Source organism: Comamonas sp. SY3, assembly GCF_041730275.1.
Classification (GTDB): Bacteria; Pseudomonadota; Gammaproteobacteria; order Burkholderiales; family Burkholderiaceae_C; genus Comamonas; species Comamonas sediminis.
This window is the reverse complement of record NZ_JBGTYN010000008.1, coordinates 199,056-213,721: the sequence shown is the minus strand read 5'-3', so window position 1 is coordinate 213,721 and position 14,666 is coordinate 199,056. Positions and strand designations below refer to the sequence as shown.

The 14,666-nt window shown below is 64.5% G+C and carries 18 protein-coding genes; 16 read left to right on the top strand and 2 right to left on the bottom strand.

The genetic code is table 11. The annotated features are described in order from the left end of the window. Positions 1-117 precede the first annotated feature (117 nt). From coxB to ACCQ08_RS13100, 6 genes are read left to right on the top strand one after another with little or no spacing between them, the layout of a single operon-like run. Complete coding sequence (gene coxB / locus ACCQ08_RS13125) at positions 118-1,761, top strand: cytochrome c oxidase subunit II (RefSeq protein WP_373450025.1); 1,644 nt, start codon at positions 118-120, stop codon at positions 1,759-1,761. 39 nt (positions 1,762-1,800) lie between these two features. Further along, positions 1,801-3,447, top strand: a complete 1,647-nt coding sequence (ctaD, locus tag ACCQ08_RS13120; protein ID WP_116924682.1) for a cytochrome c oxidase subunit I — start codon at positions 1,801-1,803, stop codon at positions 3,445-3,447. Next, a complete protein-coding gene (locus ACCQ08_RS13115; RefSeq protein ID WP_230775372.1) occupies positions 3,444-3,551 on the top strand; it encodes a cytochrome oxidase small assembly protein in 108 nt (35 codons plus the stop codon). The genes ctaD and ACCQ08_RS13115 overlap by 4 nt, the downstream gene beginning before the upstream one ends. Positions 3,552-3,569: 18 nt before the next feature. Further along, a complete protein-coding gene (locus tag ACCQ08_RS13110) occupies positions 3,570-4,196 on the top strand; it encodes a cytochrome c oxidase assembly protein (protein ID WP_239809278.1) in 627 nt (208 codons plus the stop codon). Beyond that, positions 4,196-4,408 carry a DUF2970 domain-containing protein gene (locus tag ACCQ08_RS13105; RefSeq protein WP_239809277.1) on the top strand — a complete coding sequence of 71 codons (213 nt, stop codon included), beginning with the start codon at positions 4,196-4,198 and terminating at the stop codon, positions 4,406-4,408. The genes ACCQ08_RS13110 and ACCQ08_RS13105 overlap by 1 nt, the downstream gene beginning before the upstream one ends. A 56-nt stretch (positions 4,409-4,464) precedes the next feature. Continuing rightward, entirely contained in the window at positions 4,465-5,346 is an 882-nt protein-coding gene (locus tag ACCQ08_RS13100) for a cytochrome c oxidase subunit 3 (RefSeq protein WP_373450024.1), read from the top strand. Positions 5,347-5,371: 25 nt separating this feature from the next. On the opposite strand, the gene ACCQ08_RS13095 is transcribed toward ACCQ08_RS13100, so the two are convergent. Further along, positions 5,372-5,590: a DUF2909 domain-containing protein gene (locus ACCQ08_RS13095; RefSeq protein WP_239809275.1), complete on the bottom strand. Its 219-nt coding sequence runs from the start codon at positions 5,588-5,590 to the stop codon at positions 5,372-5,374. Between the two features lie 203 nt (positions 5,591-5,793). Between ACCQ08_RS13095 and ACCQ08_RS13090 the strand changes: the two genes are divergently transcribed. The 5 genes from ACCQ08_RS13090 to ACCQ08_RS13070 are packed head-to-tail and all read left to right on the top strand — an operon-like array spanning position 5,794 to position 9,983. Further along, on the top strand, positions 5,794-6,618 hold the full coding sequence (locus tag ACCQ08_RS13090; RefSeq protein WP_373450023.1) for an SURF1 family protein: 825 nt from the start codon (positions 5,794-5,796) through the stop codon (positions 6,616-6,618). After that, a complete protein-coding gene (locus ACCQ08_RS13085; RefSeq protein WP_239809273.1) occupies positions 6,551-7,291 on the top strand; it encodes a hypothetical protein in 741 nt (246 codons plus the stop codon). The genes ACCQ08_RS13090 and ACCQ08_RS13085 overlap by 68 nt, the downstream gene beginning before the upstream one ends. Before the next feature lie 12 nt (positions 7,292-7,303). Further along, positions 7,304-8,434 (top strand): COX15/CtaA family protein, encoded by a 1,131-nt coding sequence (locus ACCQ08_RS13080; protein WP_312412790.1) that lies wholly within the window; start codon positions 7,304-7,306, stop codon positions 8,432-8,434. A 33-nt stretch (positions 8,435-8,467) separates the two neighbouring features. Beyond that, positions 8,468-9,367, top strand: coding sequence for a heme o synthase (gene cyoE / locus ACCQ08_RS13075; protein WP_373450022.1), 900 nt, complete (start codon positions 8,468-8,470; stop codon positions 9,365-9,367). Between the two features lie 7 nt (positions 9,368-9,374). Then, a complete protein-coding gene (locus tag ACCQ08_RS13070) occupies positions 9,375-9,983 on the top strand; it encodes an SCO family protein (RefSeq protein ID WP_312412795.1) in 609 nt (202 codons plus the stop codon). A gap of 50 nt (positions 9,984-10,033) precedes the next feature. Here ACCQ08_RS13070 and ACCQ08_RS13065 read toward each other — a convergent pair whose 3' ends face one another. Beyond that, the gene (locus ACCQ08_RS13065; protein ID WP_373450021.1) at positions 10,034-10,864 is read right to left on the bottom strand and encodes an urease accessory protein UreD; all 831 of its coding nucleotides are present in this window, start codon (positions 10,862-10,864) and stop codon (positions 10,034-10,036) included. 260 nt (positions 10,865-11,124) lie between these two features. Here ACCQ08_RS13065 and ACCQ08_RS13060 point away from each other — a divergent pair, with 260 nt between their 5' ends. From ACCQ08_RS13060 to ACCQ08_RS13040, 5 genes are read left to right on the top strand one after another with little or no spacing between them, the layout of a single operon-like run. After that, positions 11,125-11,427 carry an urease subunit gamma gene (locus tag ACCQ08_RS13060; protein WP_239809268.1) on the top strand — a complete coding sequence of 101 codons (303 nt, stop codon included), beginning with the start codon at positions 11,125-11,127 and terminating at the stop codon, positions 11,425-11,427. 31 nt (positions 11,428-11,458) lie between these two features. Further along, complete coding sequence (locus ACCQ08_RS13055; RefSeq protein WP_239809267.1) at positions 11,459-12,067, top strand: HupE/UreJ family protein; 609 nt, start codon at positions 11,459-11,461, stop codon at positions 12,065-12,067. Between the two features lie 14 nt (positions 12,068-12,081). Then, complete coding sequence (locus tag ACCQ08_RS13050) at positions 12,082-12,390, top strand: urease subunit beta (RefSeq protein WP_230775352.1); 309 nt, start codon at positions 12,082-12,084, stop codon at positions 12,388-12,390. 49 nt (positions 12,391-12,439) lie between these two features. Next, complete coding sequence (gene ureC / locus ACCQ08_RS13045; RefSeq protein ID WP_373450020.1) at positions 12,440-14,158, top strand: urease subunit alpha; 1,719 nt, start codon at positions 12,440-12,442, stop codon at positions 14,156-14,158. Between the two features lie 14 nt (positions 14,159-14,172). Continuing rightward, the gene (locus ACCQ08_RS13040) at positions 14,173-14,655 is read left to right on the top strand and encodes a GNAT family N-acetyltransferase (protein WP_373450019.1); all 483 of its coding nucleotides are present in this window, start codon (positions 14,173-14,175) and stop codon (positions 14,653-14,655) included. Positions 14,656-14,666: the final 11 nt, after the last annotated feature.

Genomic DNA, 14,666 nt, shown 5'->3' with positions numbered 1-14,666 from the left:
GTACGGGTGCAAGCGGAGATGCGCCCGGCGGTGTCTGCACCACGCGGCTGGATGTTGTCCCCCACATCATTCAGCCTGCCTATATAACGATGAGAAGATGAGAAGTAAGTGACAACTATGAAAAGTGATTCTCATAAGCTGGCTTCTTGGCTGCTGCTGGTGGCATCCGGCCTCACTTCCGCAGCCCATGCGGTGCAAAGTCTTCCCGGCGGCCCGGCCGTAGGGCAGATGAACCTGGCTCCCCCCGTTACCCGTATTGCCCAGGAGCAACACACGCTGCACTGGATGATGCTCTGGATCTGCACCATCATCTTTGTCGGTGTGTTCGCGGTGATGTTCTATGCGATCTGGAAGCACCGCAAATCCAAGGGGGCCGTGCCTGCCACCTTCCATGAATCGGTCACGGTCGAGGTCACCTGGACCGTGCTGCCTTTCATCATCGTGATCCTGATGGCCCTGCCAGCCACCAAGGTGCTGGTCGCGCAAAAGGACACCACCAATGCCGATCTGACGGTCAAGGTCACCGGCTACCAGTGGAAATGGGGCTATGACTACCTGACCGGCGAAGGCGAAGGCCTGAGCTTTATCTCCACCCTGGACAGCGGCCAGCGTGCGATGTCGAACAGCGGCGATGTCTCCAAGGCGCCCAATGACTACCTGCTGCGCGTCGACAAGCCTCTGGTCGTGCCGGTCGACAAGAAGGTGCGCATCATCACCACCGCTGCCGACGTGATCCACTCTTTCATGGTGCCGGCCTTCGGCATCAAACAGGATGCGATTCCGGGCTTTGTGCGTGACACCTGGTTCCGTGCCGAAAAGACCGGCGACTACTATGGCCAGTGCGCCGAGCTCTGCGGCAAGGAGCATGCCTACATGCCCATCCATGTGAAGGTGCTGTCGGCCAGTGATTACAGCGCCTGGGTGGCTGAGCAAAAGAAGCTGCTGGCCGCACAGGCTGATGATCCCAACAAGGTCTGGGAGCTGGCCGCATTGGTGGCCCGGGGCGAAAAGGTCTATGCCGCCAACTGCGCCGCCTGCCACCAGGCCAACGGCAAGGGCGCCGGTCCGATCAAGGCGCTCGATGGCAGCCCGGTGGTACTGGGCCCGACGGCCGACATGATGCACACGGTGCTGGAAGGCCGCGCCAACGGGGCCATGCCGTCCTGGAAGCAACTGAGCGATACCGACCTTGCGGCGGTGGTCACCTTCACCAAGAACCACTGGAGCAACAAGACGGGCACGATGGTGCAACCCGCCCAGTTTGTCGCTGCACGGGGCGGCACCTTCCCTGAAGGCGGAGGCTCGGCCACGCCAGCCGCTGCTGCTGCACCGGGCGCAGCGCCAGCGGAAGGGGCAGCCTCTGCGGCCCCAGCAGATCCTGCAGCAGCACCAGCAGCACCAGCAGCCGCTGAGTCGGCCGGTGCCAATGCTGCAGCAGCCGCAGAAGCGCCCATCTCCCAAGTGCTGTTTGCCAGCGGCAAGAGCGAGCTGGACGGCGCAGCGCAGGAAGCCGTGAAGAAGGCGGCCGCGACCCTGGCCGGCCAGAGCGGCAAGGTAGCGTTGTCCGGTTTTGTCGATGGCACCGGCAATGCCGATCAGAATGCGCTGCTGGCCAAGGAGCGCGCCCAGGCGGTGGCCAAGCTGCTGGTCGCGCAGGGCGTGGCCGAAGCACGCATCGAACTGCGCAAGCCGCAGACCATCACCGCAGGCGAGGGCGCTGACAGCCAGGCGCGCCGTGTCGATATTGTTGCTGCACCCTGAAGCGTGCAAGCCCCAGAAGAGCCATCGGAGTCAAGATTTATGAGCGCTGTTCTCCCCACAGACCCCAGCCATAGCGACCACGGCCACGCCGACCATGCCCATGACGACCACCACCATGGTGCGCCCACGGGATGGCGCCGCTGGGTGTTTGCCACCAACCACAAGGACATCGGCACCCTCTACCTGCTGTTTTCGTTCACGATGCTGATGGTCGGCGGGGTGCTGGCCCTGCTGATCCGTGCCGAACTGTTCCAGCCCGGGCTGCAGCTGGTCAACCCCGAGCTGTTCAACCAGCTGACGACGATGCACGGGCTGATCATGGTGTTCGGCGCGATCATGCCGGCCTTTGTCGGCTTTGCGAACTGGATGCTGCCGCTGCAGATTGGCGCGAGCGACATGGCCTTTGCCCGCATGAACAATTTCAGCTTCTGGCTGATGATCCCGGCCGGCCTGATGCTGGTGGGCTCGTTTTTCATGCCTGGTGGGGCACCCGCTGCGGGCTGGACCTTGTATGCGCCACTGACCCTGCAAATGGGTCCTTCGATGGACACCAGCATTTTTGCGATGCACATCATGGGTGCCTCGTCGATCATGGGCTCGATCAACATCATCGTCACGATCCTGAACATGCGCGCGCCGGGCATGACCTTGATGAAGATGCCGATGTTCGCCTGGACCTGGCTGATCACCGCCTACCTGCTGATCGCCGTGATGCCGGTGCTCGCCGGCGCCATCACGATGACCCTGACCGACCGCCACTTCGGCACCAGCTTCTTCAACCCCGCCGGCGGTGGTGATCCGGTGATGTACCAGCATATCTTCTGGTTCTTCGGCCACCCCGAGGTCTACATCATGATCTTGCCGGCCTTTGGCATCATCAGCCAGATCGTGCCGGCCTTCAGCCGCAAGAAGCTGTTTGGCTATGCCTCGATGGTCTATGCGGTGGCGGCGATTGCGATCCTGTCCTTCATCGTCTGGGCGCACCATATGTTCACCACCGGCATGCCGGTGACCGGCCAGCTGTTCTTCATGTACGCGACGATGCTGATCTCGGTGCCGACGGCGGTGAAGATCTTCAACTGGGTCGCGACGATGTGGCGCGGCTCGATGACCTTCGAGACGCCGATGCTGTTCTCGGTGGGCTTCATCTTCGTGTTCACGATGGGCGGCTTCACCGGCCTGATCCTGTCGATGGCGCCGATCGATATCCAGCTGCAGGACACCTACTATGTGGTGGCGCACTTCCACTATGTGCTGGTGGCGGGCTCGCTGTTCTCGATGTTTGCCGGCTACTACTACTGGGCGCCCAAGTGGACGGGCGTGATGTATTCCGAATCGCGCGGCCGCATCCACTTCTGGGGCTCGCTGATCTTCTTCAACATCACCTTCTTCCCGATGCACTTCCTGGGCCTGGCCGGCATGCCGCGCCGCTATGCCGACTACCCGATGCAGTTCGCCGATTTCAACATGATCGCTTCGATCGGCGCCTTCGGCTTTGGTCTGATGCAGGTGTACTTCTTCGCCTTCGTCGTCTGGCCTGGCATGCGCCACCGTGGCGAGAAGGCCCCGCAAAAGCCCTGGGAAGGTGCCGAAGGTCTGGAGTGGGAGGTGCCATCGCCCGCGCCTTTCCACACCTTTGAGACCCCGCCCAAGCTCGATGCGACCGCCACGAAGGTGATTGGATGATCACACCCGCGCAGCGCAAGGCCAACCGGCGACTGGCATGGATTCTGGCGTCGATCGCCGTGGCGTTCTTCATCGGATTTCTCGTAAAAATGACGGTGCTCTAGCAGCACAGGGAGCAGCAGGTGAGCAGACATGCAGACAACGCGAAGATGGTGGGCAAGCTGGCCGTGGTCGCCTTTGGCATGTTTGCCTTCGGCTACGCGCTGATCCCGCTGTACAAGCGCATCTGCGAGGTCACGGGCATCAACATCCTGGCGCTGACCGAGCGCGATGTGCCGGGCAACGGCACCGCGGGCAAGAACGTCAAGCTCAACAGCCAGGTCGACGAGAGCCGCACCATCACCGTGGAGTTCGATGCGAATGCGCGCGGCCCCTGGAGCTTCAAGCCGGCGGTGCGCTCGATGCAGGTCCACCCCGGCGCGCTGAGCACGGTGATGTACGAGTTCCGCAACGAGCAGGACCACCGCATGTCGGCCCAGGCGATTCCCAGCTATGCGCCCAAGCAGGCTGCGCCGTATTTCAACAAGCTCGAGTGCTTCTGCTTCAACCAATACACGCTGGAGCCCGGTGAGCGCAAGGAATGGCCGGTGGCCTTTGTGATCGACCCCAAGCTGTCCAAGGATGTGACGACGATCACCCTGTCCTATACCTTCTTTGAGGTCGGTGGCCGTATCCCGGCAGCGCCTGCGTCAACGGCGGTGCTGGTGCCTGCGGTGCAGGGCGCCGGGGCGCAGGCAGGGGCCTCCTGATGGCGAGCGTGCCCGGCCCGCAACCGCCGCGCAAAGGCAATCTCTGGCGCACGGTCAAGGCCGTGGCCTGGTCCTTTTTGGGGGTGCGCAAGGGCGCGGAATGGCAAGAGGATGGCGTGCAGATCACGCCGTTGCAGGTGATCGCCGTGGGTTTGGTGGCGATCTTCCTGTTTGTGCTGGGGTTGATGGCCCTGGTGCAGTGGCTGGTTTGATGCCAGTATTGGCATAGCGCAAGAATGAATCAATAAACGATATTTCAGGAGCAGCGATGAGTGCGACTTCCCATGGCACCACACCGTACTACTATGTTCCGGCCGAGTCCCGCCACCCGGTGATGGCGGCCATTGGCCTGGGCTTTGTGATTGCCGGCGCCGGCAACTGGGTCAATAGGCATACCTGGGGCATGTACCTGCTCTTTGCCGGCATTGCCTGGTGGCTGTTTGTGCTGTACCAGTGGTTTGGCGATGCGATCCGCGAAAGCGAGCAGGGCCTCTACAGCCACCGCATCGACCTGTCCTACCGCTGGAGCATGAGCTGGTTCATCTTCTCGGAGGTGATGTTCTTCGGTGCCTTCTTTACGGCGCTGTGGTGGGCGCGGTCCCATTCGCTGCCGGCGCTGGGCAGCCTGGACAATGCCCTTCTCTGGCCCGATTTCAAGGCCGTGTGGCCCCGCGTGGAAATGGGCGCCACCGCCTCGCCCGCGGGCATCGTCGAGCCGTTCCAGACCGTAGGCCCCTTCTGGCTGCCCACCATCAATACCGCACTGCTGCTGACCTCGGGCGTCACCCTGACCATTGCCCACCATGCATTGCAGGCCGACCAGCGCAGCAAGTGCATCCGCTTCATGTGGATGACGGTGGTGCTGGGCATCATCTTCCTCTGCGTGCAGGGCTATGAGTACTTCCACCTCTACACCGAGCTGAACCTCAAGCTCAACTCGGGCACCTACGGCTCCACCTTCTACATGCTGACGGGCTTCCACGGCCTGCATGTGTTCATCGGCATGCTGATGCTGCTGGCCATCACCCTGCGGCTGCAGAAGGGCCATTTCACCGCCAAAAAGCATTTTGGCTTTGAGGGCGCGGCTTGGTACTGGCACTTTGTCGATGTGGTCTGGCTGGGCCTCTACATCCTGGTGTACTGGATGTAGCGTAAGGTTGACCGCTGCCGGGGCCTCAAGCCCCCAGCGGTATGCCATGGGGCTGCAGGTAGCCCAGCTTCCAGGCCAGCAGAATGCCGGCAAACACCAGCACCGACAGCGCAATGCGCAAGGTCAGCGCCCAGGCCATGCGCTTGCTGCCTGCGTCGGACTGGTTGCCGCGCAGCATGAACAGACCGGCCGCAGCCAGGCAGGCCAGGATCACCACAAGGGCGAGTGCGATGAGCAAATGCATAGGGCTGTCCTCAGGGTTGTCTCGGTGTTCTTGGAATGCGCCGCGTAGCGCCCGGATGGCCTCTCTGGCAGCTGGCGCAGCCCACCCATTGTGCGGCAGTGCCAGACAGCGCGCCATCCGCCCGCACCCCAATAAGGTCACCCTGCGGCATCACGTCCAACGCGGTGCTGGCTGCCACCCCCTGCAGCGGGTATAACCAGCGTATGCCCGCGCCTTCTGCCTCTTCCCTCATCCCCGCGACCCGCACCGAGCGCCGGGCGAAGCTGCGTTGGGTGCTGATCACCGCCGCCGCTGCGGCCTCGATGCTGCTGACGGCCTCGCTCGGCTTCTGGCAGTTGCGCCGCGCCGACCAGAAGCTGGCCTACCAGGCCCAGTTGGATGCGCGTGCCGCCCTTCCGGCGCTGGACGGGGCCAGCCTGCTGCAGCCCATGGGCGAGGCCGAGCGCGCCAGCCTGCTGCACCGCCAGGTGGTGCTGCAGGGCGAGTGGCTGCCGCAGTTCACGGTCTTCCTGGACAACCGCCAGATGCAGGCGCGCCCCGGCTTTTATGTGCTGACACCGCTGCGCCTGGCCGGCCCGGTTGCGCCAGGCCAGCCGCAAACGGTGCTGGTGCAGCGCGGATGGGTGCCGCGCAACTTTGAAGACCGGCTGGCGCTGCCCGAGGTGCAAACGCCTGCCGGCACGGTGCAGTTGGAAGGGCGGGTGGCGGGCCAGCCGGCGCGGCTTTTCGAGCTGCAGACGTCCGCCGGGAACCCAGGGGTTTCCCGAATCCGGCAGAATCTCGACACCGATGGTTACGCGCAGGAAACCGGCCTGCCGTTGGCAGCACTCACCGTGGTGCAGACCGGGCTGTCCAGTGAAGGCCTGCTGCGCGACTGGCCCGTAGTAGGCAGCGGCGTGGAAAAGCATTATGGTTATGCATTTCAATGGTTTGGTCTGTGCAGCCTGATTGCGATCCTCTATGTCTGGTTCCAAATTGTCCGACGTGTCCTTCGACGCCGCAGCCACCCAGGCCCCGCCGCCCGCTGATGAAGCGCTGCTGGGCCTGACCGTGCATGGCCTGCCGCCTGCCGGGCAGGCGGAAGCCGCCCTGGAGCAGGCCGAGCGCTCGCGCAGCGGCCGCCTCAAGATGTTGCTGGTGCTGCTGGTCTGTGCGGCGCCGGTGATCGCCTCCTACTTCACCTACTACGTGATCCGACCCGAAGGGCGGCGCAATTTTGGCGAGCTGGTCAGCCAGCAGCCGGCGATTCCGGCCGCGCAGGTGAAGACCTTGGACGGCCGGCCGTTTGACCTGCAAAGCCTGAAGGGCCAGTGGCTGCTGCTGAGCGCTTCGGCTGCGGCCTGCGACGAGGTTTGCCAGAACAACCTCTACCTGCAGCGCCAGCTGCGCGAGAGCCTGGGCCGCGAGAAGGACCGGCTGGACTGGGTCTGGCTGGTGACCGATGACGGCGAGCCGCCGCAGGCCCTGCGTGCCGCGCTGGACCAGGCGACGGTGCTGCGCGTCCCCCAGGCCTTGGTGGCCCAGTGGCTGCAGCCGGCGGCCGGCCAGCAGCTGGGCGAACATTTGTATGTGGTGGACCCGCTGGGCCACTGGATGATGCGTTTCCCCGCCCAGCTCAGCCGCTCCGATGCGGCCAAGGCGCGCAAGGATCTGGAGCGTTTGTTGCGCGCGTCGTCGAGTTGGGACCAGGAAGGGCGGTAGTGGATAGCTAGCATGACTTCGCAGGATTTGTATGATTTCGCGCCGCTGGCGCGTGTGTTGCTGACCGGGGCCATCATTGCGCTGGGCCCCATCGTCTGGATCTGGTGGCGCCACCGGGGCGCCACGCCGCTCAAGCGCCTGCAGGTGCTCGCCGTTCTGACCCTGTTTCTGTCCTTCGACCTGGTGATGTTTGGCGCCTTTACGCGGCTGACCGATTCCGGCCTGGGCTGCCCGGACTGGCCGGGCTGCTACGGCAATGCCAGCCCGATTGGCGCGCATGCCGAGATATCGGCCGCGCAAGCGGCCATGCCGACCGGCCCGGTCACCCATGGCAAGGCCTGGGTGGAGATGATCCACCGCTACCTGGCTACCGCCGTGGGCGGCCTGATCATTGTGCTGACGGCCAGTGCCTGGCTGCAGCGCAAACGCGGTGGATCCCAGCCGATCAGCCCCTGGTGGCCGACCGCCACGCTGGTCTGGGTGCTGATCCAGGGGGCCTTTGGCGCTCTCACCGTGACGATGAAGCTGTTCCCCGCCATCGTCACCCTGCACCTGCTGGGTGGCACCGTGCTGCTGATGCTATTAACCGTGCAGGCAACGCGCCACACGCAATTTGCCGATAATCTAGGGTTAGTCCCAGTGCCGCGCCTGTTGCGGGGCCTGGTGGCGGTCACGGCGCTGCTGGTGTTTGCGCAGGTGACCCTGGGTGGCTGGGTCAGTACCAACTATGCGGTGCTGGCCTGCACCAGCTTTCCCATGTGCAATGGCGCCTGGTGGCCGGCGATGAACTTCGACGGGTTCCAGATCTGGCGCCCGCTAGGCTTTCTGGCCGACGGGTCGCACATCAGCTACGAAGCGCTGGTGGCCATCCACTACATGCACCGGCTGTTTGCCTACCTGGTGATTGCCGCCTTGTTGTGGCTGGGCTGGATGCTGCGCACGGTGCCGCTGCTGCGGCAGCAGCGCCGCTGGCTGATCGGCCTGACGCTGCTGCAATTTGCCACGGGACTGTCGAATGTGGTGCTGGACTGGCCGATGCTGGCGGCCGTTCTGCACACTGGGGGCGCTGCTGCCATCATGGTGGTGCTGACCTGGATCTGGTGTACTGCGGGCGCTGAACCTGCCCGCAGTGCTGCGAGCTGATGACGCTGTATGGAACAAAGACTGAGTGCCCCGATGACCGAACTTGCCGCAACGCCAATGCCGAACCGCTTTGCGCAGTTCTATGCCTTGACCAAACCCAAGGTGGTGCAGCTGATTGTGTTTTGCGCACTGATCGGCATGGTGCTGGCCGTGCCCGGTGTGCCGAGCGGCGCCGAGCTGCTGCGCATGGCCGTCGCTTGCGCGGGCATCTGGCTGGTGGCGGGGGCCGCAGCGGCCTTCAACTGCCTGGTGGAGCAGAGCATCGATGCGCGCATGAAGCGCACGGCCTGGCGCCCCACGGCGCGCGGCGAGCTGTCCAACCTGCAGACCCTGATGTTTTCTGCAGCGCTGTGCATCGCCGGCTCGGCCATTCTGATCGTCTGGATCAATGCCATCACGATGTGGCTGACCTTTGCCACCTTCGTCGGTTACGCCATCATCTACACCGTGATCCTCAAGCCGCTGACGCCGCAGAACATCGTGATCGGCGGCGCATCGGGCGCCATGCCGCCGGTGCTGGGCTGGGCTGCGATGACCGGCGATGTCTCGCCCCAGGCGTTGCTGCTGTTCCTGATCATCTTCCTGTGGACGCCTCCGCACTTCTGGGCGCTGGCGCTGTACCGGGTGGAGGACTACCGCAAGTCCGGCCTGCCGATGCTGCCGGTCACCCATGGGAACTATTACACCCGCGTGCAGGTCTTGCTCTACACCGTGGTCTTGTTTGCCGCCGGCCTGCTGCCCTTCATCATCCAGATGAGCTCCTGGATCTACCTGGTGGCGGCCGTTGTGCTGGGTGCCGGGTTCTTTGGCTATGCCTTTGCACTGTGGCGCAATTACTCCGATGCGCTGGCACGCAAGACTTTCCGTTTTTCACTGGTCTACCTCAGCCTGCTGTTCGTGGCGCTGCTGGTGGACCACTATGTGAGCTGGTAAATCTGCAATGAACAAGCGCAATGCCCTTCGCTGGCTGGCGGGCTCGGCCATGCTGGCCTCGACCGCCGGTTTTCTGACCGCCTGCAAATCCAAGGCCGATTTCAACGCCATCGACCTGACGGGCAGCAAAGAGTATGGCCAGGATTTTTCGATGCCCGACCAGCATGGCCAGCGCCGCAGCATGGCGGACTTCAAGGGCAAGGTCGTGCTGGTGTTCTTTGGCTTTACCCAGTGCCCCGATGTCTGCCCGACCACCTTGGGTGATCTGGCAGCGGTCAAGCAAAAGCTCGGCGCCAAGGGCGACAAGCTGCAGGTGATCTTTGCCTCGGTCGATCCTGCCCGTGATACGCCCGAGATCCTGCAGGCCTACCTGGCCAACTTCGATCCCAGTTTTCTGGCGCTGCGCGGCAGCGACGAGGAAACGGCCAGGATGGCCAAGGACTTCAAGGTCTACTACAAGCGGGTCGAGGGCCAGACCCCGGGCAGCTACACGATGGACCACACCGCGGGCGACTACATCTTCGACCCGGAAGGCCGCCTGCGCCTGTACAGCCGCTACGGCACGCCGGTCGATACCCTGGCCAAAGACATCGAGCAGCTGATCGACGGCGCCTGAGCGCGCAATCGCGCAGGCGAGTGGGGCAGGCAGCCCCTTAGAACAGCTTCTTACATCGACCAGATGCGCGGCCGCTGCGCCGGCAGGCCCCAGAGGCTGCTGCGCCAGTGGCCCCAGACTGTCTTCCACAGCTGCATGGCCGGCTCCACCACCGGCGCCAGGCCGCGCAGCACCAGCATGTGCTCGTTCGGCGCGGTCACGCCTGCCATCACCTCTGCAGGCGCGGCCTCCAGCAGCAGCTGGGTGCTCTCCAGCAGCGCTTCGCGCTGGGCGCGGGCGATCGGCGAGCCGCTGGCGTAGACCAGGCTGCCCATGCAGCGCTGGCCGGCCAGACCGAGCTGGCCGTTGAGCAGCAGCCCATCATCGGCCCGGATGCGGCCACGCTCCAGAAAATGCCCTGGCCAGGCGATGTGCTGGGAGAACACCCCTTGCACAAAGGGTTGGCCCGCCAGCGGCAGGCCCAGCGCGGTGATGTCCCAGCTCAGCAGCTCTGCGCCGGGTGCCAGCTCCATCTGCAGCTCATTGGCTGCATCGCAGGCGTTGTAGGCAATGGCCTCCAGCGGCAGCCATTCCAGCCGGGCGCCGGCCTGCAGCTGCAGGCGGGTGCGCTGCAAGGCCGGCTGGCCATTGCTCTTGTAAAAGCGCGTCGCCCCCGGTGTGGTCACCAGCGCATGCGCGCCTGCCCCTACCTCCACCGAGATATCCAGCACATCACCGCCCACCAGACCACCGGGCGGGTGCACCAGCACGTTGTGGCAAATGCCCGGGCCTTCGGGGTAGAGGCTTTTGAGGATGCGCAGCGGGCCATCGTGGCTGAAATGCACCGAGGTCTTGCCGGCGTGCGGGTGGTACTGCAGCGCCAATTGGGCATGCCAGCTCATGGCTGGCGCTGGTGCGGAGTCGCCGCTGGGCAGCAAAGCCCAGGGGCCGGGATCGGAGGCGAGATGGGTGCGCAGGACATGCCTGGGCTTTTGCAAGCCACGTGCCAGGAACTGCACTGCGCTGGGGTGCGGGCTGCGCTGAATTGGTGCATCTGCGCCAGGCTTGCATGCTTGTGGTGCAGAGGTTTGGCGATGCAGCACGGAAAGCGTGCATGCGCTGCCGCTGCGGCCCTTGGCATGTGCCTTGCTTTGCAGTGTGTATGGAACTGACACCTCGCGAAAAAGACAAGCTGCTGATCTTTACCGCCGCCTTGCTGGCCGAGCGGCGCCTGGCCCGGGGGCTCAAGCTGAACTACCCCGAGGCGGTGGCCCTGATCAGCGCCTTTGTGATGGAAGGTGCGCGCGATGGCCAAACCGTTGCCCAGCTGATGAGCGCCGGCCGCACAGTGTTGACCCGCGCCGATGTGATGGAGGGCATCCCCGAGATGATTGCCGATATCCAGATCGAGGCCACCTTCCCCGATGGCACCAAGCTCGTCACCGTGCACGAGCCCATTGTCTGAACTCCTTCTTTCCCCTGCGCAAGATAGCACCATGAACTTCAAGAAACTCTCTGCCAGTGTGGCGCTTGCCGCTGCTGCCTTGCCCCTGTCTGCACTCGCCCATGTCGGCAGCGATGGCGGCGGCCACCATGGCTTTTTGAGCAGCTTTGGCCATGCCTTTGCCCACCCCTTTACCGGTGCCGACCACATGGCGGCCATGCTGGCCGTGGGTGCCTGGAGTGCGCTGACCGTAACGCCCGCCTGGCGCGCACCGGCTGCCTTTGTGGCCCTGCTGGTGGCCGGCGCACTGGCAGGTTTTGCGGGCCTGTGGGTGCCTGGCGTGGAGCCGATGATTGCCGCATCGGTGCTGGTACTGGGCCTGCTGGTGGCCGTGCAAAAGCAGATGCCCTGGGTGCTGGCCGCTGCGCTGGCCGGGGTGTTTGCGTTTTTCCATGGTGCGGCCCACGGCTTTGAGCTGGCGGCCGATTCTGCACTGGCATCTGCCGGCGCGCTGGCGGGCATGGCGCTGGGCTCGGCCCTGCTGCATGTTGCCGGCATGGTGCTGGGCAAGGTGTTCATGCAGCGCCACCGCTGGCTGGCCAGGCTGGCGGGCGGCGCCACCGCCGTCTTGGGCGCAGCCATGCTGACCCGCCTGGCCTGACGAGGAGCCGCACGATGATCCCAGGTGAACTGCTGCTGGACGCCGGCGAACATACGCTGAACCCGGGGCGCCGCACCACCAGCCTGGTGGTGCACAACGCCAGCGACCGGCCCATCCAGGTCGGCTCGCACTACCACTTTGCCGAGACCAATGCCGGTCTGGTGTTTGACCGCCAGGCGGCCCACGGCATGCGCCTGCATATTGCCAGCGGCATGGCCGTGCGCTTTGAGCCCGGCCAGCAGCGCACGGTGGAGCTGGTGGACATCGGTGGTGACCGGCAGATCTACGGCTTTCGCGGCCTGGTGCAAGGGGCGCTGGAATGATGCGCAGCACGCAGCCTGCGAGCCTGCGTTCTAAGACAGGATGGTTCTGATGGCAACGATGGACAGACGCGCATACGCGGAAACCTATGGGCCTACGGTGGGTGACCGCCTGCGCCTGGCCGATACCGCGCTGGTCGTGCAGGTGGAGCAGGACTTCACCCTGCGCGCAGGCGGCTACGGTGAAGAGGTGAAGTTTGGCGGTGGCAAGACCATCCGGGACGGCATGGCGCAAAGCCAGCGCAGCAGTGCGCAGGGCGCGATGGACACGGTGCTGACCAATGCGCTGATCATCGACCACTGGGGCATCGTCAAGGCGGACATTGGACTCAAGGGCGGCCGCATTGCCGCGATCGGCAAGGCAGGCAACCCGGACACGCAGCCAGGGGTGGACATCATCATCGGGCCGGGCACCGAGATCATCAGCTGCGAAGGCATGGTTGTCACCGCGGGCGGCATCGACACGCACATCCACTTTATCGCACCCCAGCAGATCGAGGAGGCGCTGACCAGCGGGGTGACCACGATGATTGGCGGTGGCACCGGCCCGGCCACCGGCACCTTTGCGACGACCTGCACGCCCGGCGCCTGGAACATGGAGCGCATGCTGCAGGCGGCCGATGCCTTCCCGATGAACCTGGGTTTTCTGGGCAAGGGCAATGCCAGCCTGCCGCTGGCGCTGCATGAGCAGATCAGCGCCGGCGCGATTGGCCTCAAACTGCACGAGGACTGGGGCAGCACGCCCGCCGCGATCGACAACTGCCTGGATGTGGCCGAGCTGACCGACACCCAGGTGGCGATCCATACCGACACGCTCAACGAGAGCGGCTTTGTCGAAGACACGGTGGCCGCCTTCAAGGGCCGCACCATCCACACCTTCCACACCGAAGGCGCAGGCGGCGGCCATGCGCCCGATATCCTGAAAGTGGTGGGCGAGAGCAATGTGCTGCCCAGCTCCACCAACCCGACGCGGCCCTACACGATCAACACCTTGGACGAGCATGTGGACATGCTGATGGTCTGCCACCATCTGGATGCCGGCATTGCCGAGGACCTGGCCTTTGCCGAGAGCCGCATCCGCAAGGAAACCATCGCGGCCGAGGATATCCTGCACGACATCGGCGCGATCAGCATGTTCAGCTCCGACAGCCAGGCCATGGGCCGGGTGGGCGAGGTCATTTTGCGCACCTGGCAGACGGCGCACAAGATGAAGCTGCAGCGCGGCGCGCTGCCGGGCGACAGCGACCGGCATGACAACTTTCGCATCAAGCGCTACATCGCCAAGTACACGATCAACCCGGCTATTGCCCATGGCATCAGCCATGAGGTGGGCAGCCTGGAAGTAGGCAAGTGGGCCGATATCGTGATCTGGAAGCCGGCCTTTTTTGGCGTCAAGCCCAGTTGCATTCTCAAGGGCGGCTTTATTGCCATGGCGGCCATGGGTGACCCCAATGCCTCGATCCCGACGCCGCAGCCGGTGCACTACCGCCCGATGTTTGGCGCCTTTGGCGGGGCGATGGCCAGGACCTCGCTGACCTTCGTCTCGCAAGCCGGCCTGGCCGCCGGCATTGGCCAGCGCTTTGGGCTGGCCAAGAGCTTGTCGGCCGTCAAGGGCATACGCGGCCTGCAAAAGCAGCACATGGTGCACAACGACCTGGCGCCGCACATGGAGGTGGATGCCCAGACCTATGCGGTGCGTGCCGATGGCCAGCTGCTGACCTGCGAGCCGGCCAGCAGCCTGCCGATGGCCCAGCGTTATTTTCTGTTTTGAAGCGGTAGAGACCCATGGCAAGCCCATTGATTTTCAAGCGCGACCCGGTGACCGCCCCGCGCGTGCTGGCGTTTTTGGAAGAGCATCTGAGCGATATGCGCCGTATCTCGCCACCTGAGAGCGTGCATGCGCTGGACCCGGAGCAGCTGCGTGCGCCCGGGATGTACCTCTGGACCGCCTGGACGGCCGGGCAAGAGCCCCAGGCGCTGGTCGCCACCTGCGCGCTCAAGACCCTGGATGCCGGCCATCTGGAGCTCAAATCGATGCGGGTGGGCGCCGAGCAGCGCGGCTCGGGCGCAGCCCAGCAGGTGCTGGACCATGTGCTGGCCCAAGCCCGGGCGATGGGGGCTGCACGCATCAGCCTGGAGACGGGTACCGAGGCCTTTTTTGCGCCGGCGCGCCGCTTCTACGCGCGCAATGGCTTTGCCCACTGCGCACCGTTTGGCAGCTACCAGCCCGATCCGAACAGCTGCTTCATGCGCCTGGAGCTGCCATGACGGCGCAAGCG